General features: G+C 61.7%; 22 protein-coding genes. 19 read left to right on the top strand and 3 right to left on the bottom strand.

Annotated elements, in window-relative coordinates; translation table 11 throughout:
- Positions 1–5 precede the first annotated feature (5 nt).
- Together LGT41_RS08440 and LGT41_RS08435 are read right to left on the bottom strand one after the other, a co-directional pair.
- Positions 6–2,936 (bottom strand): valine--tRNA ligase, encoded by a 2,931-nt coding sequence (locus tag LGT41_RS08440; protein ID WP_274129695.1) that lies wholly within the window; start codon positions 2,934–2,936, stop codon positions 6–8.
- A 77-nt stretch (positions 2,937–3,013) separates the two neighbouring features.
- The gene (locus LGT41_RS08435) at positions 3,014–3,457 is read right to left on the bottom strand and encodes an Lrp/AsnC family transcriptional regulator (protein WP_274129694.1); all 444 of its coding nucleotides are present in this window, start codon (positions 3,455–3,457) and stop codon (positions 3,014–3,016) included.
- Positions 3,458–3,537: 80 nt separating this feature from the next.
- Between LGT41_RS08435 and LGT41_RS08430 the strand changes: the two genes are divergently transcribed.
- The 4 genes from LGT41_RS08430 (at position 3,538) to LGT41_RS08415 (ending at position 7,559) form a co-directional block, all read left to right on the top strand.
- Positions 3,538–4,719 carry a type III PLP-dependent enzyme domain-containing protein gene (locus LGT41_RS08430; RefSeq protein WP_274126430.1) on the top strand — a complete coding sequence of 394 codons (1,182 nt, stop codon included), beginning with the start codon at positions 3,538–3,540 and terminating at the stop codon, positions 4,717–4,719.
- A gap of 117 nt (positions 4,720–4,836) precedes the next feature.
- On the top strand, positions 4,837–5,892 hold the full coding sequence (locus LGT41_RS08425) for a DUF2235 domain-containing protein (RefSeq protein WP_274126429.1): 1,056 nt from the start codon (positions 4,837–4,839) through the stop codon (positions 5,890–5,892).
- Positions 5,893–6,087, top strand: coding sequence for a hypothetical protein (locus LGT41_RS08420; protein ID WP_274126428.1), 195 nt, complete (start codon positions 5,893–5,895; stop codon positions 6,085–6,087).
- Positions 6,088–6,164: 77 nt separating this feature from the next.
- A complete protein-coding gene (locus tag LGT41_RS08415) occupies positions 6,165–7,559 on the top strand; it encodes a glutamine synthetase family protein (protein WP_274126426.1) in 1,395 nt (464 codons plus the stop codon).
- On the opposite strand, the gene LGT41_RS08410 is transcribed toward LGT41_RS08415, so the two are convergent.
- Positions 7,539–8,225, bottom strand: a complete 687-nt coding sequence (locus LGT41_RS08410; protein ID WP_274126425.1) for a TetR family transcriptional regulator — start codon at positions 8,223–8,225, stop codon at positions 7,539–7,541. The genes LGT41_RS08415 and LGT41_RS08410 overlap by 21 nt on opposite strands.
- Before the next feature lie 214 nt (positions 8,226–8,439).
- On the opposite strand from LGT41_RS08410, the gene LGT41_RS08405 reads away from it, so the two are divergent.
- The 15 genes from LGT41_RS08405 to LGT41_RS08335 are packed head-to-tail and all read left to right on the top strand — an operon-like array spanning position 8,440 to position 26,681.
- Positions 8,440–9,783, top strand: a complete 1,344-nt coding sequence (locus LGT41_RS08405) for an aspartate aminotransferase family protein (RefSeq protein WP_274126424.1) — start codon at positions 8,440–8,442, stop codon at positions 9,781–9,783.
- Entirely contained in the window at positions 9,780–11,396 is a 1,617-nt protein-coding gene (locus tag LGT41_RS08400) for a phytoene desaturase family protein (RefSeq protein ID WP_274126423.1), read from the top strand. The genes LGT41_RS08405 and LGT41_RS08400 overlap by 4 nt, the downstream gene beginning before the upstream one ends.
- A complete protein-coding gene (locus LGT41_RS08395) occupies positions 11,383–12,933 on the top strand; it encodes a phytoene desaturase family protein (RefSeq protein WP_274126422.1) in 1,551 nt (516 codons plus the stop codon). The genes LGT41_RS08400 and LGT41_RS08395 overlap by 14 nt, the downstream gene beginning before the upstream one ends.
- A complete protein-coding gene (locus tag LGT41_RS08390; RefSeq protein WP_274126421.1) occupies positions 12,930–14,114 on the top strand; it encodes an aminomethyl transferase family protein in 1,185 nt (394 codons plus the stop codon). The genes LGT41_RS08395 and LGT41_RS08390 overlap by 4 nt, the downstream gene beginning before the upstream one ends.
- An 8-nt stretch (positions 14,115–14,122) precedes the next feature.
- Positions 14,123–15,265, top strand: a complete 1,143-nt coding sequence (locus LGT41_RS08385; protein WP_274126420.1) for an aromatic ring-hydroxylating oxygenase subunit alpha — start codon at positions 14,123–14,125, stop codon at positions 15,263–15,265.
- Positions 15,262–16,482: an aromatic ring-hydroxylating oxygenase subunit alpha gene (locus LGT41_RS08380; protein WP_274126419.1), complete on the top strand. Its 1,221-nt coding sequence runs from the start codon at positions 15,262–15,264 to the stop codon at positions 16,480–16,482. Before LGT41_RS08385 ends, LGT41_RS08380 begins: the two co-directional genes overlap by 4 nt.
- Before the next feature lie 30 nt (positions 16,483–16,512).
- Positions 16,513–17,616, top strand: a complete 1,104-nt coding sequence (locus tag LGT41_RS08375) for a polyamine ABC transporter substrate-binding protein (RefSeq protein ID WP_274126418.1) — start codon at positions 16,513–16,515, stop codon at positions 17,614–17,616.
- Positions 17,617–17,645: 29 nt separating this feature from the next.
- Complete coding sequence (locus tag LGT41_RS08370; protein WP_274126417.1) at positions 17,646–18,782, top strand: ABC transporter ATP-binding protein; 1,137 nt, start codon at positions 17,646–17,648, stop codon at positions 18,780–18,782.
- The gene (locus LGT41_RS08365; RefSeq protein WP_274126416.1) at positions 18,779–19,744 is read left to right on the top strand and encodes an ABC transporter permease; all 966 of its coding nucleotides are present in this window, start codon (positions 18,779–18,781) and stop codon (positions 19,742–19,744) included. The genes LGT41_RS08370 and LGT41_RS08365 overlap by 4 nt, the downstream gene beginning before the upstream one ends.
- Positions 19,741–20,580 carry an ABC transporter permease subunit gene (locus LGT41_RS08360; protein ID WP_274126415.1) on the top strand — a complete coding sequence of 280 codons (840 nt, stop codon included), beginning with the start codon at positions 19,741–19,743 and terminating at the stop codon, positions 20,578–20,580. Before LGT41_RS08365 ends, LGT41_RS08360 begins: the two co-directional genes overlap by 4 nt.
- Complete coding sequence (locus LGT41_RS08355) at positions 20,573–21,484, top strand: dimethylsulfonioproprionate lyase family protein (RefSeq protein WP_274126414.1); 912 nt, start codon at positions 20,573–20,575, stop codon at positions 21,482–21,484. The genes LGT41_RS08360 and LGT41_RS08355 overlap by 8 nt, the downstream gene beginning before the upstream one ends.
- Positions 21,481–23,106: an amidohydrolase gene (locus tag LGT41_RS08350; RefSeq protein ID WP_274126413.1), complete on the top strand. Its 1,626-nt coding sequence runs from the start codon at positions 21,481–21,483 to the stop codon at positions 23,104–23,106. Before LGT41_RS08355 ends, LGT41_RS08350 begins: the two co-directional genes overlap by 4 nt.
- Positions 23,107–23,109: 3 nt before the next feature.
- On the top strand, positions 23,110–23,916 hold the full coding sequence (locus LGT41_RS08345) for a class I SAM-dependent methyltransferase (RefSeq protein ID WP_274126412.1): 807 nt from the start codon (positions 23,110–23,112) through the stop codon (positions 23,914–23,916).
- Positions 23,909–25,330: an aldehyde dehydrogenase family protein gene (locus tag LGT41_RS08340; protein ID WP_274126411.1), complete on the top strand. Its 1,422-nt coding sequence runs from the start codon at positions 23,909–23,911 to the stop codon at positions 25,328–25,330. The genes LGT41_RS08345 and LGT41_RS08340 overlap by 8 nt, the downstream gene beginning before the upstream one ends.
- Complete coding sequence (locus LGT41_RS08335; RefSeq protein WP_274126410.1) at positions 25,290–26,681, top strand: aminotransferase family protein; 1,392 nt, start codon at positions 25,290–25,292, stop codon at positions 26,679–26,681. The genes LGT41_RS08340 and LGT41_RS08335 overlap by 41 nt, the downstream gene beginning before the upstream one ends.
- Positions 26,682–26,756: the final 75 nt, after the last annotated feature.

Below are 26,756 nucleotides of genomic sequence, written 5' to 3'. Positions count from 1 at the left end.
AAAGCCTAGCCAATTGCCGCCATCCGATCTAGCGCCGCGCGCAATTTGCCCATTTCATCGGCGGCCTGCGCCAGCCGCTCGCGGTTTTCGGCCACAACCTCTTCGGGCGCATTGGCGATGAACTTTTCGTTTGAAAGCTTCTTCTCCAGCCCGCCCATTTCACCGCCCAGCTTGGCGATGGATTTTTCGAGCCGCGCCTTTTCGGCCGCCACGTCGATGATATCACCCAGCGGCAGGCAAAACGCCCCACCTTCAACCGGCAGCGTGATCGCACCTTTCGGGGCGGTTTCAACATCGGCCACGCTGGCAATGCGCGCCAAGCGTTCAATCAGCACCGCGTTGCGTGCATAGGCCGCGCGCCCCGCCTCATCCAGCGACAGGCGCAGCATGGGGATTTTCGCGCCCGCATTCACATGCATTTCCGCGCGGACCGAGCGGATCTGCTCGATCAGCCCAATCGCCCAGCGCATTTCCTTGTCGGCCGCGTCATCGGCGAAATCCGCTTCGCTGTAGCTGGGCCAGTCGGTATGCACCAGCATTTTGGGCCGCTGTGCAATATCGCCCCACAACTGCTCGGTCATATAGGGCATGATCGGGTGCAGCAAAATCAGGCATTGGTCGAGCGCCCAGGCCATTGTGGCGCGGGTTTCGGCGACCACGGCCGCGTCATCAGATTGCAGCAGCGGCTTGGCAAACTCGACATACCAGTCGCAGAACGTGCCGCGCACATGGGCATAAAGCGCCAGCGCGGCCTCGTTGAAACGATAGCTGTCATAGGCGGCATCCACCGCCGCGCGCGCCCGCGCCGTCTCGCCCACAATCCACTTATTGGCGGTTTGTGTGGTGGCTTTGGGGTCGAACCCTACGACCGGTTTGCATTCGTTCATCTCGGCAAATCGCGCGGCATTCCACAGTTTGGTGCCGAAATTGCGATAGCCTGCAATGCGCTCGGTGGAAAGCTTCAGCGTGCCGCCAAGTGCTGCCATAGAGGTCATGGTGAAGCGCAGCGCATCGGCGCCGAACTCGTCAATCACATCCAGCGGGTCGATGACATTGCCCAAGGTCTTGGACATTTTCACGCCCTTCTCATCGCGCACCAGGGCGTGCAGATAGATGGTGTGGAAGGGTTCCTTATCGACCACCTCAAGCTGCATCATCATCATGCGCGCGACCCAGAAGAACAGAATGTCAAAGCCGGTGATCAGCACCGAGGTCGGGAAATAGCGCTTCATCTCCTCGGTATCATTCGGCCAGCCCAGCGTGCCGATGGGCCAGAGGCCGGAAGAGAACCAAGTGTCGAGAACGTCGGGGTCGCGGGTCAGCGTTTTGCCGCCGGCCATGCTTTGTGCTTCCGCTTCGCTGGCGGCGCAATATTCCTTGCCATCTTCGTCATACCAAACCGGCACCTGATGCCCCCACCACAATTGCCGCGAGATGCACCAAGGCTCGATATTCTCCATCCAATGGAAATAAACCTTCTTCTCCCGCTCCGGCAAAATCTGCGTGCGGCCTTCGTTAATCGCATCCATCGCCGGGCCAGCCAGTTTGGCGGCATCAACATACCACTGATCCGTCAGCATCGGTTCGATGATCACCTTGGAGCGGTCACCAAAGGGCTGCATGATCTTTTTGTTTTCAACATGGGGAATGAGCGCGGGCACATCCCCTGCGCCGCCCCGGACTTGATCCGGGGCCTCTGTGCCGCTCGGTAGAGGCCCCGGCTCGGGGGCCGGGGCGGCTTGTGCTGCTGCATCGGGGTTGGCGACCATCACGGCAAGTCCCTCGGCGTTGATGGCTTCAACCACGCGTTTGCGCGCCTCAAACCGGTCGAGCCCGCGAAACTCGTCAGGCACAAGGTTGATGGCATCCACGCTTTCAACGGTAAATTCACCGCCCTGCGCAATCGCAGCCGCCTTGCCAGCCTCCTCGGCATAGGGCGCACCATCGGCGCGCATCGCGCCCTTGGTGTCCATCAGCCGATAGCAGGGAATGTTGTTGCGCTGCGCAACGCCATAGTCGTTGAAATCATGCGCGCCGGTGATTTTTACAGCACCGGAGCCAAAATTCATGTCCGGATAGTCGTCGGTGATGATCGGGATCAGGCGGCGATGTGCCTTTGGCCCCACCGGAATCTCGCACAGCTTGCCGACGATCGGCGCATAGCGTTCATCATCGGGGTGAACGGCCACCGCGCCATCGCCGAGCATGGTTTCGGGGCGCGTCGTGGCAATGGAAATATAGTCGCGCATCTCGCGCAGGGTTACATTCCCGTCCTCATCCTTCTCGACATATTCATAAGTCTCCCCGCCAGCCAGCGGGTATTTGAAATGCCACATATGGCCGTCACGCTCGATATTCTCGACCTCAAGATCGGAAATCGCCGTTTCAAAATGCGGATCCCAGTTGACCAGCCGCTTGCCGCGATAGATCAGCCCCTTGTTGTAAAGGTCGACAAAGACCTTCAGCACGGCATCGTGGAAATTCTTGTCCATCGTAAAGGCGTTGCGGTCCCAGTCTGCCGAACAGCCAAGGCGCTGAAGCTGGTTCACAATCGTGCCGCCCGATTGCTCCTTCCACGCCCATACCTTGTTCACAAATGCCTCGCGCCCCAATTCGCGGCGGCCCTCATTGCCCGCAGCGGCAAGCTGCTTTTCAACAACAAGCTGCGTGGCAATGCCGGCATGGTCCTGCCCCGGCTGCCACAGCACATCAAAGCCGCGCATCCGGTGCCAGCGGGTGAGGATATCTTGCAAGGTGTTGTTGAAGGCATGGCCCATATGCAGGCTGCCGGTCACGTTGGGCGGTGGAATCATAATGCAGAACGGTTCTGCCCCCGGCTTGGCATTCGCTCCGGCGGCAAAGGCTTTCGCCGCCATCCAGCGGGCAAAAATCGCCGGCTCGGCGCGGGCGGCATCAAAGGTTTTTTCCATCGTCATCATTCATTCCAGTTCGGACACAGGCGGCAGGTTCAGGCTCGGCGGGTTTTAGCTTTTGTGCGGGCCAAGGAAAAGGCCTAACCGATGCGGCGTTCGATCTTGGAGGACAGATGCACCAGCGTTTCATGCCCGCGCACGCCCACCAGCGCGGCAATCCTGTCAAGGGCGGCATCCAGCGCCTCGGGGTTGGCGGCGGCGACTTCAAGCGTCAGGTCAAACCGGCCCGAGGTGGTATAGGCGGCCTCGACCTCGCTCATACGGTCCAGCGCGCGCAAAATCCCCGCCTGGCTGCGCGGCTCGATCTGCACCAGAACCGTGGCGCGGATAACCTGCGCGCGCGCGCGGTCCGAGAGGCGCAAGGAATAGCCCGCGATGATGCCGCGATTTTCCAGCCGGTCGAGCCGCGCCTGCGCGGTGGTGCGCGCAATCCCAAGGTCGCGCGCCAGTGCCGTTACGGAAAGCCGGGCATTGCTGGCCAGCAGCGCCAGCATCCGCCGGTCGGTCTCGTCAAGGTCTAGCATCATTTCGCCTTTGGATTCGTCATATCGCCCGAAGAATTTCGTTTATTCGTCATAAAGTCCAGTCATATCGACGCAGATTCATGGCAGAATCGCCCTTGCAGCACGTGCTGAACCCGAAAGTGACCGAGGTGATGATGACCGAGCATAACCATGTCTGGGACAAACCCGACACCTACCTGTCCAAGACAACCCCGGACCAGCCGGTGCATTTCTTCGTGCCCTCGGCGCTCGATGCCGCCTTTCAGGGCTTCCGGCAGGGCTTTCCGGGCCTGGTGACCTATGCGGTCAAGGCCAATCCGGACAGGCGGGTGCTGGCCCAGCTTGTCGCATCCGGGATAGACGGGTTCGACGTGGCCTCGCCCGATGAAATCGCGCTCGTCCGCTCGCTCTCGCCCGATATCCGGCTGCATTACCACAACCCGGTGCGCTCGCGCTCGGAAATTGCCACAGCCGCGGCGGCGGGCATTGCAAGCTGGTCGGTCGATACATTGGGCGAGCTTGAGAAAATTCTGCCCTATATCACCAAAGACAGCCAGATCGCCGTGCGTTTCAAACTGCCGGTGGCCGGGGCGGCTTATGATTTTGGCGCGAAATTCGGCGCAACGCCAGAGCAGGCCGCGCTGCTGCTGCAAGCGGTTGGCACAACCGGCGCGCAGCCCGCGCTGACCTTCCACCCCGGCACGCAATGCGAAGATGCCGGGGCGTATGCCACCTATATTCAGGCCGCCGCCGAAATTGCCAAACGCGCGGGTGTCAAGATCAGGGCGCTCAATGTCGGCGGGGGGTTTCCTTGCGATACGGCCGGCGGCCCCCCGAAGCTCGACCTGCATTTCGCCGCCATCCGCAAGGCCATGTCGGCCTTTGACACAGCACCGGAACTGGCGTGCGAGCCGGGGCGCGCAATGGTCGCTTCGGCCTTTGGCCTTGCGGTGCGCGTCAAATCCTTGCGCGGCGATACCGTCTATCTGAATGACGGAATTTATGGCGGGCTGGCCGAGTTCAGGGCGATGGACCTGCCGCGCGGCCAGCGCGTGCTGACCAGCCTTGGCAAGCCGCGCCAGGGCCAGCATGTGGCGCGCCATGCCTTTGGCCCCACCTGTGATTCCATCGACAAATTGCCGCTGGATCTGCAACTGCCCGACACTTTGGCCGAGGGCGACTATATCCTGTTTTCAGCAATGGGCGCCTATGTGATCGGGCTTACGGCCTTGTTCAACGGCTATGGCGCGCTTGAAACCGCGACCGTGCGCAGCCTTTCGTGAAACTGCGCGCATTTTGGGCTGGACGGCGCTGCGCAAGCTCGTAGTCTGACAGGCAGTAAACGGGGGAAAAATGCCGGTTTCCGCCTATGACAGCGCGCTGCAAATTTGCGGGCCGCGATGAGCAGCGCGCCCAAAACCCATGTCTATGTGATTGACGGCACGCTGTCGCGCATGGATGACGGGCAGGAAACCAATGCCGGGCTGCTTGTCAAACTGCTGAACAGCGCCAACAACCCCGATATTTGCCTGAAATATGACCCCGGCGTGCAGGGGCGCGGCTGGCGCAAATGGCTCGATGTGGCCTCGGGGCTGGAGGTGAACCAATCCATCACCCAAGGCTACAGACATCTGTGCGAACACTATCGGCCAGGCGACCGGATCATGCTGTTCGGCTATTCGCGCGGGGCCTATGCCGTGCGCTCGATCGCCGGGCTGATCGACCGTGTCGGGCTGATCCGCGCCGAGCATGTGAATACGCGCCGCGTTGAGATGGCCTATCGCTACTACCAGACCAAACACCTGTCGCGCTCGGCCCGGGTCTTTACCCGCCGCTATACGCATCGCTTTGCGGTCAACATCGAGCTGATCGGCTGTTGGGATACGGTAAAGGCGCTGGGATTGCCCTATCCCATCCTGTCGCGACTTGCGCCAATGGTCACGGATTTTCACAACCACCAGCTTTCACCGCTTATCCGCAATGCGTTTCAGGCGCTGGCGCTGGATGAGAACCGCAGTTCCTATACGCCGATCCCCTGGCGCCCGGTGCCGGGCTGGTCGGGGCATATGGAACAGGTCTGGTTTGCCGGTGCCCATGCCGATGTGGGCGGGCAGGTGCAAGGCGCCAAGGCTTCGCGCCCGCTGTCCAACATTCCGCTGGTCTGGATGCTGGAACGCGCGGCGCGCTGCGGCCTGCCCCTGCCCGATGGCTGGCGCGCGCGGTTTGAAACCGATGCAACCGCCCCCATGCTTGGCCCCTATGCCGGGGTGTCGCGGTTTTTCCTGTATCGCGAACCGCGTTATATTCGTGCGGGCCGGGGCGACAGGCTTCACGCCAGCGTATCGGCCCGGATGCAGGCCATTCCTCATTACTGGCCAACCGCGCTTGGCGTGCTGCAAACCCCGCTGGAGCCCGCGCTTGAACACAGCCAGACCCTGCTGAGCAAGGCCAATTGAATGACTGACCCGGCCCAATGCCAATGCAAATCGGCCCGCGGCGACCCGCGCCGCCAGACCGGGCTGTTTGTGCTGCTGCGCGATACGCGCTTTGCCGGCCATAGCGAAATGCTGGTGCAATGCACAAACTGCGGCGCACGTTATCAGGTATCTGAAGATATCGGCTATCACGTGCCGCAATATCACTGGCGCTAGCACGGCCCTTGCTGCGCTTGTGCGGCTGGGATATGGCTGGCCAATTGCCCGCTTTCCCCCGTTTGACCGAGAGTTTCATGAGCGACACATCCAGCCCTTCGGGCAGCAGCATTGCCGAGGCCGAAGCCTTTCTGGCCGCGCATCCCGAAATTGAATCCATCGACCTTGTGCTGCACGATTCCAACGGCATTGGCCGGGGCAAGATCATCCGCCGCCACGAATTGCTCAGCGTCTACAAGAACGGCCGCAATTACCCGATTTCCATTCTTGGCCTCGATATCTGCGGCGAGGATGTGCATGAAACCGGGCTGATCTGGGATAGTGGCGATGGCGATGTGCAGAGCTGGCCAATTCCCGGCACGCTCAAACCGCTGCACAACACCAAGCCGCCCCGCGCCGAGGTGTTGATGAGCATGTATGCGCTCAACGGCAGCCCCATCACATCGGATCCGCGCCACGCCATGCAGCGCCAGGTTGATGCGCTGGCCGCCGAGGGGCTGCACCCGGCCGGCGCCTTCGAGCTGGAGTTCTTTTTGCTCGCCAATGAGCGGGATTCGAGCGGCCGCGTGCAGCCCGCCCGCGATGTGCTGGATGGCCGTGCCAGCCACAAAACCGAGGTCTATTCGGTCGACCATCTGCACGGGATGTTACCGCTGTTTTCCGACATCTATGCCGGCGCCGATGCGGCGGGCATTCAGGCCGAAACCATGATTTCGGAATACGCCCCCGGCCAGTATGAGCTTACCTTGCATTACCGCACAAACATCATGCAGGCCGCCGATGACCTGATCCGCCTCAAGCGCATCGTGCGCGCGCAGGCCCGTGCGCATGGCGTCACCGCCTGTTTCATGGCCAAACCGGTTGAGGCCTATGCAGGTTCGGGGATGCATCTGCACGTTTCCATGCAGGATGATGCGGGCCGCAATATTTTTGCCGAAACCCGAGGCGGCGACTGGAACGAGGCCATCCGCCATGCGCTAGGCGGGCTGCGCGCCACGATGGGCGAAAGCATGTTGGTCTTCGCCCCCCACGCCAATAGCTGGCGGCGCTTTGCCAACCAGTCTTACGCGCCGGTTTCCCCCACATGGGGGGTGAATAACCGATCAGTTGCGCTGCGCATTCCGGCGGGCGATGCCGCCGCGCGGCGCATCGAACACCGCCCGTCGGGGGTGGATGCCAACCCATACCTGGTCGGCGCCACCGTGCTGGCGGGCATTCGCCACGGGCTGGCCAACAAGATAGACCCCGGCCCCGAAACCACCGGCAACGGCTATGAGGACGGGCAGGACGCGCCGGACATTCCAAACGACTGGCGCGCGGCGCTGACGGCGGCGCGCGACTCCGACTTTCTGAAATCCGCGCTGGGGGCGGACATGCACCGCACCTTTACCGCCATCAAGGCGGCGGAATATGCCCGCGTGGCGCGCACAATCTCCGAGGTCGATTACGACCTATACCTGCACACCGTCTAGCGGGCGCATCCCATCGGGGGTGAAGAATTCGGGGAAGAAGGCCGCAAGGCAGGTCAGCAGGGTGCGCTTGCCTTCCTCGCGCGCATAGGGCGCTGTCATATTGATCATTTCCAGCCAGACACCGTCGCTACAGGTGCGGATGACGCGGGCAATATACTGGGCGTTATCGTCGCGCCCGAGCCTGTTCAGCAGGGCGGCGCACAACCCTTCCATCACGTCCATATGGTGCTGATCATTGTTGCCGCAATGCTGTTGATAAAGCGGGCGGCTCTGCGCCTCGCCCCAGAAGGCACACCAGCTTGACAGCCGCTCATGCGTGCAAATCTGCGGGGCAAAATCGGCGGCAACCATCGCATGAAGCTGGGCTGCGGGGTGCGGGCCTGCTGCCGCCATCGCGCTTGTCCAGTTGGTGCGGTATTCCTCGGCCAGAAAGACCAGCGTTTCCGACAGCAGGTTGTCCTTGGTCTTGAAGTGGAAATTCACCAAACCGTGCGAAAGCCCGGCGCGCAGCGCCACATCGGTCAGTGTGGTGCGCGCATAGCCCTTCTCGGCCAGCGTGGAAATGGTCGATTCGATAAGCTGCGTGCGCCGCGCATCGCGGCTGGCCTTGCGCGGCGGCTGTGTTTCGCTTGCTTCGGCGGCCTCGGTCATGGGTGGTCCTGCCATTCGTTCTGCTGGGTTTCAGCGCGGGGTTTCAGCGCGCATATAGCGGGTTTTGCCACGTTTTACAGCATTTTTTGCAGCACCTTGCAGCCTGTCATAATTCTGACTGACAATCCAGTCAAAATTCTGATTGACAGCCCAGTCAAAATCCGGCGATGCTGTCGATGCGCGTTTCAGAACCCTGTTTCGCCCCAAAACTCATTCTATGGACCCGTCTATGACCCTCGCCGATCAGCGCAATCTTACCAAATCCAATGCCCAGTTTCAGCGCGCGCTCAAGCGCCTGCCGCTGGGCGTGGCCTCGTCTTTCCGCTATTGGGGCGATGATCGCACGATCTATGTGGCGCGCGGCAAGGGCGGGCGCATCTGGGATATCGACGGCAATGGCTATGTCGACTACCGGCTTGGCTATGGCCCCGCGATTCTCGGCTATGCCGATGCGCGTGTCGATGCCGCCGCCCGCAAGGGCATGGAGGTGGGCGGCGTGTTTGCGCTTTCAACCGAGCGCGAGCTGACCGTGGCCGACCGTATCGCCAAAATGGTGCCGGGGATGGACCTTGTGCGCTATTCCAACTCGGGCACCGAGGCGGTGATGGCCGCCCTGCGCCTGGCCCGCGCGCATACCGGGCGCGACAGTTATCTGCTGGTTGAAGGCGGCTATCACGGGCTGTTCGACGCGGCCATGTGGATGGCCGATGTCGAGGATTGGGAGGCCGGCTCCAACCGCGACCCGGACATAATCTCCTATTCCAAGGGCATTCCGCAAACCCTGAAATCCCTTGCGCATCTGGTGCCCATGAACAACATGCAGCGGCTCGAAGATGTGTTCCGCCGCTATGGCAACACAATGGCCGCCATGCTGATCGAGCCGATCCAGGGCAATTGCTGCGGCATTCTGGCCACGCCCGAATATGTGCGGCTTGCCCGCAAGCTCTGCGATGAATACGGCGTGCTGCTGATCATCGACGAGGTGAAAACCGGCTTTCGCGTGGCGCGCGGCGGCATCCAGTCGCTGCTGGGTGTCATCCCCGATATCTCGACCTTTGCTAAGGCTATGGCCAATGGCTACCCGATTGCCGCCATCGCCGGGCGCGAGGATGTGATGCGCACCTTCGGCTATAACGGCGCCGCGCATGGCGGCACCTATACGGCGCATTCGGTCTCTATTGCCGCCGCCGAGGAATGCCTGCGCATTCTCGATGAAACAGACGCGCTGGCCAACCTCGCGACCTATGGCAAGACCCTGCAAAACGGCATCGCCAAAATTCTGGATGATCGCAACATCGTGCATTCCTTCACCGGGCATGATTCCATGTTCGGGCTTTTCTTCGCCGAAAAAGCGCCAGATAATTATCGCGATTGGAAAAAGTCCGACTATACTTTCTACGACACGATGGCCCACCATTTGCACGATCTGGGGATCATCGTCGAACCCGATAGCCGCGAGCCTTGGTTTATGTGTGAAGCGCATGATCAATCCTGCCTGAGCGACACGCTGAAAGCCGTGGAAATTGCCGTGGACCAAACCCAGCAAGACCTTGAGGATGCTGCCAGATCATGAGCCGCCATGACACCATCATCATTGGCGGCGGCCATAACGGCCTGGTTGCGGCCAGCTATCTGGCCCGGGCCGGGCAATCGGTGCTGGTTGTCGAAAAGAACGACTGGGTTGGCGGTGCGGCCGTGTCGCGCAGCCTTTACCCCGGCTTCACCTATTCGAACTGCTCCTATGTCAGCAGCCTGTTCCGCCCCGAGATCATGCGCGATCTGGAACTGCCCAAATACGGGCTGCAAATTCTGCCCTATGAGGGTGGCGCCGTGCTTACACAAGATGGCGGCTATCTGGCCACCCATCGCAACCACGATGCGAACCGCCGCGAATTTGCCCGCCATTCCCCGCGCGATGCCGAGGCTTACGACCGCTATTCGCGCGATGTGATGCGCCATTGCCGCTTCATTCGCCCGCTTCTGATGCGCACCCCGCCCGACCCGAGCCGCTTGCGCCCGCGCGACCTGGGCGAGCTGGCCTATCTGGGCCGCAAGGTTTTCGAAATGTCCGAACGGCAGATCTACGAGATGATCCGCTTCTGGACGATGAGTATTTCGGACTATCTGGATGAGTATTTCGAGAACCCAGTGATCAAAGGCTATCTCGCCGTGTCGGCCATTATCGGCACAGCACTTGGCCCGATGTCGCCCGGTTCGGCCTATGTTCTGCTGCATCATTATATGGGCGATGTCGATGGCAATGTCGGCGCCTGGGGCTTTGCGCGTGGCGGCATGGGGGCGATCACGCAGGCGCTGAAGAACTCGTTCGAGGATGCGGGCGGCGAAATTCGTGCAGGTTCCGGCGTGGCCAGGGTGCTGGTCAAAAACGGTCGTGCCTACGGTGTGGCGCTTGAGAATGGCGACACATATATGGGCAACCGCATCGTGTCGAACATGGATGTGAAGCGCACGTTCCTCAAGCATGTCGACGAGGATGATCTGCCCGGCGATTTTGTCCGGCAGGTGAAAAACTTCAAAATCCGCGGCTCCTCGGGCAAGCTCAACATCGCGCTTGATGCTGCCCCGAAATTCACCGCCCTGCCCGAAGGCGCGCCGATGTATCGCGGCGATCTGCATTTCACCGATTCCATCGAACGGATGGAGCGCGCCTATGATGACTGGAAGGCAGGCCATTTCAGCCGCGACCCGTTCCAGGACATGATGATCCCCACAATGATCGACCCGACGATGACCCCGCCGGGCAAGCATTTCATGAGCTGTTTCGTGCAATATGCCCCGCCGAAAATCGAGGGCCGCGACTGGTCCGATGCCGACCGCGACGCCTTTGGCCAGACGGTGATCGACCAGATCGAGGATTACGCCCCCGGCTTCAAGAACCTCATCCTTCATGCTGAAGTGCGCACCCCGCGCGAGTTGGAGGCCGAGGTTGGCCTGACCGAGGGCAATATCTTTCAGGGCGAGTTGACCTTCGATCAGCTTTTGTTCAACCGCCCCGTGCCGGGCTATGCGCAATACCGCTCGCCCATCAAAGATTTGTGGATCTGTGGCTCCTCCACCCATCCGGGCGGCGGGGTGATGGGCGCGCCGGGGCGCAATGCCGCTGCCGAAATCCTGCGCGAAACCCGTGGCCCGAACCAGATAAGCGATGCCTATGCCGTCTTTTAACCATATCGTGATCGGGGCCGGCCCCAACGGTCTGGCCTGTGCCACCAAACTGGCGCAAACCGGCGCGCGTGTGTGCCTGCTTGAGGCGGGCGCCGCCGTAGGCGGTGGTGCCGCAGGTTACGAATTTGCCCCCGGCTACCCGACCAGCCTTGCGCATATTCTGCACGCGCTCGATACGCGGGTGATCAGCGGCATGGGGCTGGAGAGCCACGGGCTGGCCTATGTTTCGCGTGATCTTGATACCGTGGCGTTGTCCGAGGATGGCGCGCATCTCACGATCAACGGTGCTGCGCTGTCCGGCGATGGCGCCAAGGCGGACCGCGCCGCCTATGAAGCACTGCACGCAAAACTCAGCGAATTTGCCCGCGTTCTGGCCCCGTTCAAGGCGCTGACCCCGCCGCGCATCGCGCGCGGCGTTGGCAACCCGATGGTGAAGCTCGCCCAGCTTGGCTGGGGCATCCGCCGCCTTGGGCGTGCGAATTTCCGCGAGTTTTTGCGGATGATCCTGATCAATGTCGCCGATGTGCTTGAGGATGATCTGAGTGATGACCGTTTGCGCGGCGCGCTGGCCTTTGATGCCACGCTTGGCGCATGGCTTGGCCCGCGTTCACCCAATTCGCTGATCTTGCTGCTCAACCGGCTGGCCAATTCCGCTGCCGGCAAAGCCGCCGCCCTAACCCTGCCTGCGGGCGGCATGGGCGCGGTCTCTGCCGCCATGCAAAAGGCAGCCGAGGCGGCGGGCGTTACGTTACATTGTAACAGTAAGGTCGCGCAGATTCTGGTGCAAAACGACCGTGCCAGCGGTGTGCGGCTGGAAAATGGCGACACGTATATGGCGCAGACAATCATCTCTGCCATCAGCCCCAAAACCACCCTGCTCGATCTGGTTGGCCCCGCGTATCTGGACACCGAATTCCTTCGCCGCATCCGCAGTGCCAAAAGCCGTGGGGCAGCGGCGCGGCTGCATCTGGCGCTGAAATCTGCACCCGATTTTCGCGGGGCAGATCTGAAATCCCGCCTGCTTGTCGCGCCGGGCGTGAACGCGGTTGAAAACGCCTTTAACGCGGTGAAATACGGCGAGGTGCCGGATGCGCCGGTCATGGAAATCACGCTCCCCTCGGCGCATGAATCCGGCCACGCGCCCGACGGCAAACACCAGCTTTCCGCCATCGTGCAATTCGCCCCGCACGCGCCGAAAGACGGGTTGGAGGCGGCGCGCGCGCAGATGCTGACCAATTCTATGGCCATGCTCGAACGCTTTGCGCCCGGCATTGGCAAGCTGGTCGACCATGCCGAATTGCTGATGCCACAAGACATCGAGGCGCGCTTCGGCATGGTCGGCGGCAACTGGCATCATGGCGAGTTGGCCGTTGAAAACATGCTGTTTTTGCGCCCCACCTACGATGCTGCGCAATATGCCACCCCCCTGCCCGGCCTGTGGCTGGCAGGCGCGGGCAGCCACCCCGGTGGCGGCATTTCCGGCGCGGCGGGCTGGAACGCGGCCACGCGCATTCTGTCGGGAAAGGGCGGCGCATGAACCAGCATTACAAACAACCGCTGCAACGCTCGGTCTTTTACCCGCGTATGGAGGCCGCGAATGTGCTGGCCGAATGGGGCAACTGGGGCGGCTATATCTCCGCGCTGGCCTATGACGACCCTGAAATGGAATATACCGCCATTCGCAACGGCGCGAGTGTCTATGACCTGACCCCGATGGTCAAATACGCCGTGCAGGGGCCCGATGCGCTTGCCTATCTCAACCGGCTGACCGTGCGCAATGTCGCCAAGCTTGCCGTGGGTGCGGTGCATTACACCATATGGTGCGATGATGCGGGCAAGATTCTGGATGACGGCACACTGTTCCGGCTGGCCGAAAACAGCTTCCTGATTTGCTGTCAGGAACGGCATCTGCCCTGGCTGAGCGACTCGGCCATCGGTTACAATGTAACTGTTGCCGAGGTGACGGAAAACATCGCCGCGCTGTCGCTTCAAGGCCCGTGCAGCGCCAATGTTCTGCGCAAAATGGGCTTTGCTATTGATACATTGAAACCCTTTCGCATGGTCGATCTGCCGTTTGAAAGCGGCAATTTGCGCATTTCGCGCACGGGCTTCACCGGCGATCTGGGCTACGAGCTTTGGTGCGATCCTGCCGATGCTTTGGCGCTGTGGGATGGGCTGATGGAGGCTGGCGCGCCTTGGGGCATTCGCCCGATCGGCACACATGCGCTGGATATGGCCCGTATCGAGGCCGGGTTCATCATTACGAATATGGATTTCATTCCCGCCAACCAGGCCCTGCGCGAAGACCGTGTGCGCTCGCCCTTCGAGCTGGCGCTTGATTGGATGATCGACTGGGACAAGGGCCATTTCAACGGGCGCCGCGCGCTGCTGGCGGAAAAGGCCAAAGGTTCCAGATGGGCGCTGGTGGGGCTGGATATCGAGGGCAATGTCTCTACCGAAGGCTCGATCATCTATCACGATAAAAAGCACGAGGTTGGGCATATCACCGCCGCTGTCTGGTCGCCCACGACCAAGCGCAACCTTGCCATTGCCCAGCTTGAACGCCCCTATGACGATGCCAAATCCGGCAACCTCTGGGTCGAGGTCTATGCCCTGCGCGAGTTGCAATATGTCAAGCTGATGCTGAAGGCCACGCCCACCAAACGCCCGTTTTTCAACCCCGCACGCCGCCGCGCAACGCCGCCCGGCACGTTTTAAGGCCAACCATGCACGAAAGCCCATCGCCCCTGCTGAACCACTGCCCGGAAGGTCTTCCGGCTGAGGCGTATTTCGCGCCCGACTGGTTTGCGCGCGAACAGGCGGGCATCTGGGGGCAAAGCTGGGTCTATGTGGGGCGGCTGGCGGACCTGCCCGGCGGCACCATGCGGCGCATTACCGTGGCGGGCGAAAACCTGGTTCTGTGCCGCAACGCGGCGGGCGAAATTGCGGCATTCCACAACACTTGCGCCCATCGCGGGGCCGAGCTTTGCGAGCTGCATGAAAAGCCGATGAAGGGCAAGCTCATCACCTGCCCCTATCATGCCTGGGCCTATGCGTTTGACGGGCGGCTGGTTTCCACCGCCTTTGCCACACCAACCGATGATTTCAACAAGGCCGACCACGGGCTTCACAAGGTCCACCACAGGCTGTGGAACGGGCTGATCTTCTTGAGCCTTGCCGAAACACCGCCCGAGCTTGCCCCCGATATCGGGCTGAACGCGCTGGACAACTGGCCGATGGATGACCTTGTCACCGGCCATAGCCTTACCCGCGATCTGGCCTGCAACTGGAAGGTCTTCTGGGAAAACTACAACGAATGCCTGCATTGCCCCGGCATCCACCCCGAACTGGTCGACCGTGTGCCGGTCTATCAAAAGGGCATCATGTCGCCCGCCGAGGCCAAGGATTATGCGCCCGGCGCCCCGCAGCCCGCCGCGCTGAAGGCGGGCACCCAAAGCTGGACACCCGATGGCGCGCCCTGTGGTCCGGAATTTCCCGACCTTACGGCTGCCGAACGCGCGGCGGGCTTTACCTTTGCCACGCTCTACCCGACCATGTTTATCGTCGCACATTGCGACCATGTGCGCCTTGTGCGGCTGGAGGCGACGGGGCCGGAAACCACACGGCTGACCGCCGAATGGCTGTTTTCTGCCGAAACGCTTGCCCAGCCGGGGTTTGATGCCGAACATGTCGCCTCGTTTGCCGCGCTCGTGATGGAGCAGGACGCGGCGGCCTGCGAGATGAACCAGCGCGGCCTGCGCTCCTCGCGCTTCCGATGCGCGCGGCTGATGCCGCAAGAGTTTGACATTCACAACTTTCACCGCTGGGTGCTGGCCCGCATGGCCCCCCGGACCGGAGCGCAAAAATGACCATGATGACCCGCACAAAACCCCGTAAAATGCCCAATGACTGGGACCGCCGCGGCCTGCCCGCCTGGACCTATCATTCCAAGGCCATGTTCAACCTTGAATGCGAAACCCTGTTCCTGACCCATTGGCAGATTGCCGGCCATGTCGGCGATATCGCCGCCCCCGGCGACTGGCTGACCTTCGATTTGCTGGGCGAACGCGCGCTGGTGATGCGCGGGCAGGATGGCGTTGTGCGCGCCTTTCACAACCTTTGCCGCCACCGGGGCGCGCGGCTGGCCGACGGCACATCGGGCCATTGCAAGGGCGCAATGGTCTGCCCGTTTCATGGCTGGGTTTACAACCTCGATGGCAGTTTGCGCGGCGCCGCCCGCCCCGAAAGCTTTGGCGAGATGGACCGCGATGAATTTGGCCTGAAGCCCATTGAGATGGATATCTGGCACGGCTTCATCTTTCTGCGCTTCGCCCCCGGCCCGCAGCCCAAAATCGCCGATCTGATGGCCCCCTATGACGCCGAGCTTGCCGCTTACCGCGCCGCCGGGCTTTTGCCCGCCGAGGAGGTGCAATGGGCAACCACCCTGCCGGTGAACTGGAAATCGGTGCGCGATGTCGACAATGAGGGCTACCATGTGGCTATGGCCCATCCGGCGCTGCAAGAGCTTTACGGCCCCACCTATCGCGACGAGTTCAACACCAATGGCATCAACCGCTCTATCGCCACCTATGGCGACCGGCCGGGGCGCAAATGGTCGGTGCGCAACTATGTGAAAATCTCACCCCTGCAAGACTGGTTGCCGCAGCATCTGCAACGGGCATGGACCTATTACGGGATTTTCCCGAATGCCGTGATCGCCTTCACGCCGGAAGGGGCGCAATATTATCAGGATATTCCGATCAGCCCGCAGGAAACCCGGCTTCAGGGCCGGCTCTATCGCCATGCCCATGAAGACCGTGCCACCCGCGCGGCGCGCTATCTGGCCATGCGGATTGACCGCGATACATCGGCAGAAGACCAGCAGCTTTCGATCTGGTCAAACGAGTCGATGAAATCCACCGCTTTTGAGAATTTCCATTTGTCAGACCTCGAATACGGGCTGCGCGCCCACCATGATGAATTGCGCAAGATTTTACCCGTGATGAACCGGGAAACTGCACCCGAGGAATGGGAAATCGCCGAGATCAACGCAGATTTGGTCTCCAACCGGACAGAGAAGCCGTAACCTGAACCTTATCCAACAAAGGAGCCTACCATGACCAAACTGAACCGAAGGACGGCCCTGACAGCACTGGGTGGCGCGCTTGCCATGCCCTATGTGCAACCGGCCTGGGCGCAAGCGCGCCGGGTCAATGTGTATAACTGGGCCGATTATATTGGCGAAACCACGCTGGAGGATTTTGAAGCCGCCACCGGCATCACCCCGATTTATGACACATATTCATCGGCCGAAGAGATGGAGGCCAAGATGCTGGCCGGCTCGACCGGGTATGATGTGGCCTTTTCCGCCGGTATCTCCTCGCCGCGCTTCATTCAGGCCGGGGTCTATCAGGAGCTGGACAAATCGCGCTTGAGCGGGTGGAGCAACCTCAACCCCGAAATTTTGCGCATCATGAATGGCTGGGATGACGGGTCGAAATACGGTGTGCCCTATATGTGGGGCACGGTCGGCTTTACCTTCAACATGGATCTGGTGCGCGAGCGTCTGCCCGATGCCGACCTGACCAGCATGGACATTCTGTTCGACCCGGCCAATGCCGCGGCACTGGCCGATTGCGGCATTTCCATTCTGGACAGCCCGACCGACATCATGCTGATGGTGCTGCGCTATCTGGGGCTCGATGGTGACACGACGAACGTGGCCGATTATGACAAGGTGGTCGAGGCGTTCCGCCCGATCCGGCAATATATCCGCACCTTTGACAATGCCAACTACCTCAACGCCATTCCCAATGGCGAGCTGTGCATGGTCAACAACTGGTCGGGCGATTATGCCACCGCGCGCTGGCGGGCCGAGGAGGCGGGGATTGAAATGGACCTTGCCTATTTCGTGCCCAAAACCGGCGCGCCTGCCTGGATAGACGTGATGTCCATTCCCGCCGATGCGCCGAATATGGACGAGGCCTATGAATTCATCAACTTCATGCTGCAACCCGAAGTGGCGGCAGGCTGCGTGAATTATGTGAACTATGCCTCGGCCAATGCGGCGGCAGACCCGTTCATCGAAGATTACATCATCAACGATCCGGCGGTTTACCCCGATGCCGAAACCCTGTCGCGCATCTGGGCACCCAAGCCCTTCAACGAAGAGCAGGACCGCGCCATGACCCGCGCCTGGCAGCAGATCAAAACCGGCTAGGGCACTATGTGAAACGGAGTTGACCGGACATGAACACAACAGAGCGCGCCGCCCCTGCCCCCGATCCTGACCAACCCTTCATACGGGTCGAGGGGGTTTCCAAGAAGTTCGGCGCTTTCACGGCGGTCGACACTGTTTCACTTGAAATCAGGAAGGGCGAAATCTTCGCCCTTCTTGGCGGTTCCGGCTGCGGGAAAACCACGCTGTTGCGCATGTTGGCCGGGTTTGAAGCCCCAAGCGCGGGCAAGATATTCATCGACGGTCAGGACATGACCGATGTGCCGCCCTATCGCCGCCCCGTGCATATGATGTTCCAATCCTACGCGCTGTTCCCGCATATGACGGTGGAAAAGAATGTCGGCTACGGGCTGAAGCACGAGGATATGACCAGCGCCGAGCGCGCCGCGCGCGTGGCCGAAATGCTGGAGCTTTTGCAGCTTACCCCGCAGGCCAAGCGCAAACCGCACCAGATATCCGGCGGGCAGCGCCAGCGCGTCGCCCTTGCCCGCGCCTTGGCGCGCAAACCCAAGCTGCTTTTGCTCGATGAACCGCTCGCCGCGCTCGACAAGAAGCTGCGCGAGAAAACCCAGTTTGAGTTGACGAATATCCAGCACCAGACCGGCGTGACCTTCGTCGTTGTCACCCATGATCAGGAAGAGGCGATGACGCTCGCAAGCCGCATGGCGGTCATGGACAAGGGCCAGATCATGCAGGTTGGCGTGCCGACCGATGTTTATGAATATCCCGAAAGCCGTTTCGTGGCCGATTTCATTGGCTCGATCAACTTTTTCAGCGGGGTCGTCACGGCGAAAAACGGCGACGCGGTGCAACTGGACGTGGCTGAAACCGGCGGCACACTTACAGCCAGTTCACCGCTTGACGCCCAGATCGGCGAGCGGCTGACACTGGCGCTGCGGCCCGAAAAGATCCGCATTTCGCGCGACCAGCCCGAAGGTGGCAATGCCGTGCCGGGCATGGTTGAAGACCTTGGCTATTTCGGCAAGGATTCGCTTTACCGCATCAAACTCGCCTCGGGCCATGTGCTTTCGGTCAGTTCGGTGAATGCGCGGCGCGCTGGCGAAAGCGCGCGCGTGGCGCAATGGGATGACAGGGTCTGGCTGTCCTTCGACCCCGGCGCCATTATTTTGCTGCGGGGTGAGGCATGAGCATCGCCAGCAATAACGCCCCCAAACCCGCACAGCGCGCGGAATCGCGCTTCGTGCGCTGGTTCAACCGCCGCGGCTGGGCGAATATCACCATTTCCACCCCCTATATCTGGCTGCTGCTGTTCTTCCTTTTGCCTTTCATCATCGTCATCGCGATGAGCGTGGCCACCCGCACACCCACGGCCCCGCCGTTTTCGTTTTCCGGCGAACGCGGCGCGATCAATTTTGAAACCTATGAGCGGCTGTTCAGCGATACGCTCTATATCCGCGCCTTCCTCACCTCGATCTGGAACGCCGCGATTGCCACCTTCCTGTGCCTGATCATCGGCTACCCGATGGCGCTTGGCCTGACCCGCGTGTCGAAATCATGGCGCAACATATTGCTGATGCTGGTAATCTTGCCGTTCTGGACCTCGTTTTTGCTGCGTGTTTATGCGTGGATGGGGATGATGGGCAGCAATAGCTGGTTCAACAAACTCATCACATCCGGCTACAACCTGATGGTGCCAGGCGACATGGCGCTGCGCTACATTCCGATGATGAACACGAATTTCGCGGTCATTCTTGTGACCGTCTATTCCTACCTGCCCTTCATGATCTTGCCGCTCTATGCCAACCTTGAAAAGCTCGACATAACGCTGAACGAGGCCGCGCATGACCTTGGCAGCCGCCCGTTCAAGGTGTTCCTCGATGTCACATTGCCGCTATCGGTGCCCGGCATCATTGCCGGTGGCTTGCTGGTCTTCATCCCCGCCTCGGGCGAGCTGATCATCCCGACACTGGTGGGCGATGCCGGCCGCCCGATGATCGGGCGGGTCATTTCAGACGAGTTCGCCTCGGCGCGCGACTGGCCTATGGCCTCGGCCGTGGCGGTGGCGCTGCTCATGCTGCTGGTCGTGCCGATGATGCTCTATTCGTATTTTGAATCCAAGAACAACAGCAAGAAGGCACAGGAAGAATGAACAACCGTCCGCGCTTTCTGATCACCATGCTCTGCTTTGGCTTTGCGTTTTTCTACATCCCGATCCTGTCGATGATCGTCTATTCCTTCAACAATTCGCGGCTGGCCACGGTTTGGGGCGGGTTTTCGACCAAATGGTATGTGAAGCTGTTCGAAAACCAGCAGGTTATAGATGCGGCGATCCTGTCGCTGAAGATCGCGCTGCTCAGCGCCACATTGGCCACAATTCTGGGCACGATGGCGGGCATCGCGCTGGCGCGGTTTCGCAAGTTCAAGGGGCGCACCCTGTTTTCCGGCCTTGTCACCGCGCCGCTGGTCATGCCCGAGGTCATTACAGGCATATCATCGCTCATGCTGTTCATTCTGATGGCCGAATATATCGGCTGGCCGTCGCAACGCGGCTTCACCACGGTGACGCTGGCGCATATCACATTTTCAATGGTCTTCGTGACAACCATCGTGCATTCGCGGCTGGCGCAGGCCGATATCGATATCGAAGAGGCGGCGATGGACCTCGGCTCGCGCCCCTGGCAGGTGATGAAGGACATTACCCTGCCGGTCATCTCGCCGGCCATCCTGTCGGGCTGGCTGCTGGCCTTCACCATTTCGCTGGATGATGTGGTGATAACCTCGTTCACCACCGGGCCGGGCACCACCACGCTGCCCATTCTCATCTGGTCCAAGGTCAAGCTAGGTGTCACCCCCGATATCAACGCGCTGGCCACCATTACCGTGCTGATCGTCGGCATCGGCGTGGTGCTGGCCGGGGTCATTTTGCAGCGGCAGGAGAAGCGGCGCGCGCGCGAATCGCAAATGGCCTATCAGGCGAATGAATGAGATCTTGATGCAGCGCGAGGAACGCCAGCTTGCATTGCTCAACACCCCGCTTGGCCAGCCCGGCTCGGGGCGGTTGCGCTATGGTGCGGCAATGTATTTCCACCAGCAGGGCAGGCTTGATGCCCGCGCGCTGGAAGCCTTCCGCATGGCGGCGGCAAGCGATACGGATGATGTGCGCAGCGTCATGGGCGCGCATGGCATAGACGCCACGGCACTTGCCGCCCTGCTGGCTGCACCAGATCCGGCCCCGGGCGCACAGCTTTTGCACCTGCTCGACGAGATCGACCGCTACTTGCAGCCCTTTACCGGCCCCGGCATTGCCGAGGCACGAACGGGCATTGCAACGGCGCGCGCGCAAAGCGTGAATATGGCGCAAGACCCGCCGGCAAACTGCGTGGTTGGCACCCATCTGCCACCCGCGCTGGCCGCGCTTGCGCCAGACTGTCCGGCGCTTGCCGCCGATATCTCTGCCACCACGCCCCTGCTGCTTTGGGAAACCTATGCCGATTATGCCCCCGGCGCTGTGGGGGAAGATTTTGAGAAAGGCCACGCCTTTACCTCGCTTATCGGGGCAAATGCCCCGCTTTATGCCGAAGATTTCGACCTTGGCCTGTTCCTGATCGCGCCCGATACGCTGTATCGCGACCATTACCACCCCGCCCCCGAGCTTTACGCCCCGCTGACCGGCCCGCATTTATGGCGCTTCGGGGTCGATGCGCCGCTGCGCGTCAAGCCCGCGCATGAACCTGTGTGGAACCAGCCCAACGCGCCGCATATGACCAAATCCGGCCCCGTGCCGTTCTTGTGCATTTTCTGCTGGGCGCAGAATGCCAACGCCCCCGCCCATATTCTGCCCGCCAATGATTGGGACAGGCTGGCCACCCTCGACTTTTTGGAGGAATGATGCAGATCGAGCTTGTTGTGCATAACGCCGATATCCGCACGATGCGCGCCGAGCGCCCCCGCGCCGAAGCCCTGGCCGTGGCAGGCGGGCGGATTGTAGCGCTTGGCAGCAGCGCCGATATGCTGGCGCTGGCGGGGCCAGAGACCCGGCGGCTGAATGCCGGCGGGCGCATGGTGCTGCCGGGCTTGCAGGATGCGCATATCCACCTGCTGAATGGCGGCACCGATATGGTCTCCGGCCCCGTGCTTTACGATGCGACCAGCATTGAGGCCTTGCAGGCCGCATTGCGCGGCTTTGCAAAGGCCAACCCGAACGGGCCGGTCATGGGCATGGGCTGGCAGGCCGGTATCTTCACCGACGAAAACCTTGGCCGCGCCGTGCTGGATGCCGCCATTCCCGACCGGCCATGTATGCTTTATGACAGCAGCTTTCATAATGCCGTCATCAACACCGCCGCCATGCGCGCCGTGGCGCTGACCACCGGCCAGCCCGACCCGCCGAACGGCCATTTCGTGCTGGATGCCCAAGGCATACCCACCGGGATGCTGCACGAAGCGGCAACCGGCTGGGTGCGGAACAGGCTGCCGCCCACCAGCCATGAAACCCATATGAAAGGGCTGGCAATGGGCCAGGCCCATGCCAACAGGCACGGCATAACCGGCGTGCTTGATGCGATGATCGTTGATGACAACGCCCGCGCCTATGCCGAGGCCGCCGCCAATGGCACCCTAACCTTGCGCGTTGCGGGCACCGCCCTTGTGCGCCCCGAAGATACCGCGCAAACCGCCCTGGAACGGCTGAGCGCGCTGCGCGCCAGCCACCGCGACCCGCTGTTCACCGTCCATTCCGGCAAGTTCTTCTTTGATGGCGTGCTTGAAAACCGCACGGCCGCCATGCTGGAACCCTATGCCGACAGCCCCGGCGGCAATGCCCCGCTGATGTTCGAGCCCGCCAAAATTGCCGAGCTTTTCAAAGCCCTCGACGCCGCGCGCTTTCAAATCCATGTTCATGCGATTGGGGACAATGCCGTGCGCGCCGCACTTGACGGGATAGAGACCGCGCGCCGCGCCAATGGCAACTGGCCCGCTTTGCACCAGATCGCCCATATCCAGATGCTGCACGGCTCCGATCTGCCACGGTTTCGCGCGCTGGGTGTCATGGCCAACATGCAGCCGCTTTGGGCGATGTATGACCCTGTCGTGCCGGATTTATGGATGGATATGGTTGGCGAGGCGCGCCTGCCAATGGTCTATGCGCTGCGCGATTTGCTGGATGCGGGCGCGCCGCTTTGCCTGTCATCGGATTTTCCGGTCAGCACGCTCAACCCGTTCGAGATCATGCAAACCGCCGTCACCCGCGCAGCCAGCGCGCAGGCCCGCCCCTTTCAGCCGCATCAGGCCATAACCATTGCCGAGGCGCTGGCCGGCTATACCACCGCTGCCGCCGCCGCCTGCTGGCGCAGCCACGAGACCGGCGCGATTTTCCCCGGTGCCCATGCCGACCTGATTGTCATCGACCGTGACATCAGCACATGCGACCCGTTTGAAATTGGCGGCACAAAGGTGCTTGCAACCCTGCTGGCGGGGGTGGAAGTTTACCGCGACACGCAATTTGATGGATAAGCCATGAGTGACGCGCCGCTCTATTCAAACGATCTTGTTGCCATGCTGCAGCTGGTCTGGGGCGATGGCTTTCTGTCACCCGGTGGCCCGGCCGAAGTGGCGCTGCTGCTCGAAGGCCACAGCCTTGCCGGCAAAACCCTGCTCGATATCGGCTGCGGTGCGGGCGGTGTCGATATCGCCCTGGTGCGCGACCATGATGCAGGCTTTGTGACCGGCATAGATGTCGAAGACCCGGTGCTTGACCATGCCCGCGCCCGCATTGCCAAAGCCGGATTGCAGCACCGTATCGGGCTGGCCAGGGTCGCCCCCGGCCCGCTGCCCTTCGGCCCGGCCAGCTTTGACATTGTCTTTTCCAAAGACTCCATCGTGCATATTCCCGACAAACACGCGCTCATGGCCGAGGTGGCGCGCATTCTGCGCCCCGGTGGCTGGTTCATCGCATCCGACTGGCTGATCGGCCATGACAACACCCCAAGCCCCGAAATGCAGGCCTATATCGCCGCCGAGGGGCTGGAATTTGGCATGGCCAGCCCGGCGCGCTATGCCGATGCGCTGGCACAGGCCGGGTTCGAGGACATCTCCCTCACCAGCCGCAATGCCTGGTATCAGCAAACAGCGGCGCGCGAATTGAACCAGATGCGCGGCCCGCTTTATGCCGCCGCAACCGCGCAGCTTGGCGCGGCCTTTGTCGATCATAACATCGAAATCTGGACGCGTATGCTGCCTGTGCTAGAAAGCGGCGAACATTGTCCAACCCATATCCACGCCCGAAAACCCCTTCAGCCGAAAGATGAGGACCATCATGCATAACGAAGACTTTTACATCAACGGCGCTTGGGTAAAGCCAAACTCTCCCGCGCGGCTCGACGTGATCAACCCGGCAACCGAAGCCCCCTGCGCTACCATCGCGCTGGCCAATCAGGCCGATGTGGATGCCGCCTTTGGCGCGGCGCGCGCAGCCTTCCCGGCCTTCAGCCAGACCAGCAAGGCCGAACGGCTGGCGCTGATGCGCGAAATTCTTGCGCAATACGAGGCCCGCGCACAGGACATGGCCGATGCCATCCGCACCGAAATGGGCGCGCCTGCTGCTTTTGCAATGGATGCCCAGGTCTGGGCCGGCTCCGCCCATATCGGCGCAACCATAGAAGCACTCGAAAAAATGGCGTTCGAAAGCCGCCGTGGCGATACGCTGATCATGCACGAGGCGATTGGCGTGGCCGCGCTGATCACGCCGTGGAACTGGCCGATGAACCAGATCGCCTGCAAGGTTGCGCCTGCCCTTGCCGCTGGCTGCACAATGGTGCTGAAACCCAGCGAAATCGCCCCGCTTTCCGGCCTGCTTTTTAGCGAAATCATGCACAAGGCGGGCGTGCCTGCGGGCGTTTACAACATGATCAACGGCGATGGCCCCGTGGCGGGCAATGCCATGTCGGGCCATGCCGAGGCGGATATGGTCTCCTTCACCGGCTCGACCCGCGCGGGCATTCTGGTTGCCAAGAATGCCGCCGATACGGTGAAGCGTGTCGCACAAGAGCTTGGCGGCAAATCGGCCAATATACTGCTTGATGATGTCGATCTGGAAGACGCCGTGACCGGCGGTGTCGATGCCGTGATGGCCAATTCCGGCCAGTCTTGCGATGCGCCCACCCGCATGTTGGTGCCCGCCCATCTGCATGACCGCGCCTGCGATATTGCCGCCGCCGCCGCTGCCGCCACGATTGCGGGTGATCCCCAGGCAGAGACGACCACCATCGGCCCGGTCATCAGCCAGCAACAGTTTGACAAGGTGCAGGGGCTGATCGAGGCCGGGCTTGAAGATGGCGCGCGGCTTGTGGCCGGTGGCCCCGGTCGCCCGGCGGGCCTGAACCAGGGCTATTACGTGCGTCCCACCGTATTTGGCGATGTCCGCCCCGGAATGCGCATCGAGCGCGAGGAAATCTTCGGCCCCGTCCTGTCGATCATGCCTTATGAGACCGAAGACGATGCCGTGCGCATGGCCAATGACACGGTTTACGGCCTTGCCGCCTATGTGCAGGGCAAGGATATGGCGCGTGTGCGCCGCGTGGCCCGCCAGCTGCGCGCCGGGCAGGTGCAGATCAATGCGCCGGAATGGGATTTGTTCGCCCCCTTTGGCGGCTACAAGCAATCGGGCAATGGCCGCGAATATGCCGATTGGGGCATCCATGACTTTCTGGAAGTCAAAGCCCTCATCGGGCATGGCTGAAATGGAGCGCGGCGCGCCGGTTCAGGCGTTCTACGGCCCCGCCAGGCTGCCGGTAATTGAACGGGCCAGGGGCGTTTACATGTGGGATAGCGCGGGCAAACGCTATCTCGATGGGTCATCCGGCCCCATCGTTGCCAATATCGGCCATGGCAACACGAAGGTGCTGGCGGCCATGGCCGAACAGGCGCAAAAGGTATGTTTCGCCAGCCGCGCGGTGTTTGAAAACGCCCCCAACCGGGCACTGGCGCAACGGATTGTCGGGCTGGCGGGGCCGGCATTCGATCAGGCCTTCATCGTCTCTGGCGGCTCGGAAGCAACCGAGGCGGCGCTGAAGCTCGCCCGCCAATATGCCGTGGCCAAGGGCGAGGCGCACCGTTTCAAGGTGCTCTCGCTCATGCCCAGCTACCACGGTGGCACGCTGGGCGCGGTGGCGATAACGGGCGACAGCGACAGCGCCGCAATGTTCGCCCCCATCACGCGGATGATGCCCAAAATCCCCGCGCCCCTTTCCTACCGCCCGCCGGAAAACCACTCTGCCGAAAGCTATGCCCGCCACTGCGCACAGTCTTTGGAGGATACGATACGCGCCGAAGGGCCGGAAAGCGTGCTGGCCTTCATTCTGGAACCCGTTGGCGGGCTTGCCACCGGCGCCAATGTGCCGCCTGCCACCTATATGCGCGCCGTGCGCGAGATCTGCACCCGCCACGGCGTGCTGCTGATCTTTGACGAGGTGATGTCGGGCGCCGGGCGCACCGGCGCTTTTCTGGCCGCCGAACATTGGCCCGATGCCACGCCCGATATCGTGACCCTCGCCAAGGGTCTGGCGGCGGGCTACACGCCGCTGGGTGCCGTGCTGGCCCCAAACCGGATCGTGGAGCCAGTGGTCGCATCCGGTGGCTTCATGCATGGCCATACCTATGCCGCCAACCCGCTGTCTTGCGCGATTGGCGATGCGGTTCTGGGCGAGCTTGTGGCGCAGAATATGGTGGAAAATGCCGCCGAAATGGGGCGCTATCTGGCGGAAAATCTGCGCGAGATCGCCGCAAACAGCACGATCATTGGCGATATTCGCGGCAAAGGCTTGCTGATGGCCGCCGAAATCGTGGCCGATAAAGCGAGCAAAGCGATGCTCCCCGCAACGGCCCGCGCGGTCTATCGGCTGCTGGAAATCGGCACGGAACTGGGGCTGATGCTTTATGCGCGCAAAACTTCGGGCGGGGCGTATGGCGAATGGCTGATGATTGCACCGCCGCTGAACATTACCCGCGCCGAGGCCGATGAATTGCTGGCGCTGTTTGTCGCAACCATCGCGGCTTTCGAGCGCGAATTGCGCGACGCGGGCCTCATCTGACACCCGTTGCAGCCAGGAAATGAGCCGCCCCGGACCCGATCCGGGGCCTCTCGGGGCGGGGGTCGAGGCCCCGGG

The sequence above is a fragment of the Abyssibius alkaniclasticus genome (assembly GCF_020447305.1).
In the GTDB taxonomy this organism is placed as follows: domain Bacteria; phylum Pseudomonadota; class Alphaproteobacteria; order Rhodobacterales; family Rhodobacteraceae; genus Abyssibius; species Abyssibius alkaniclasticus.
Note: the sequence above shows the minus strand (reverse complement) of the source record. Positions and strands in the feature narration are given on the sequence as shown.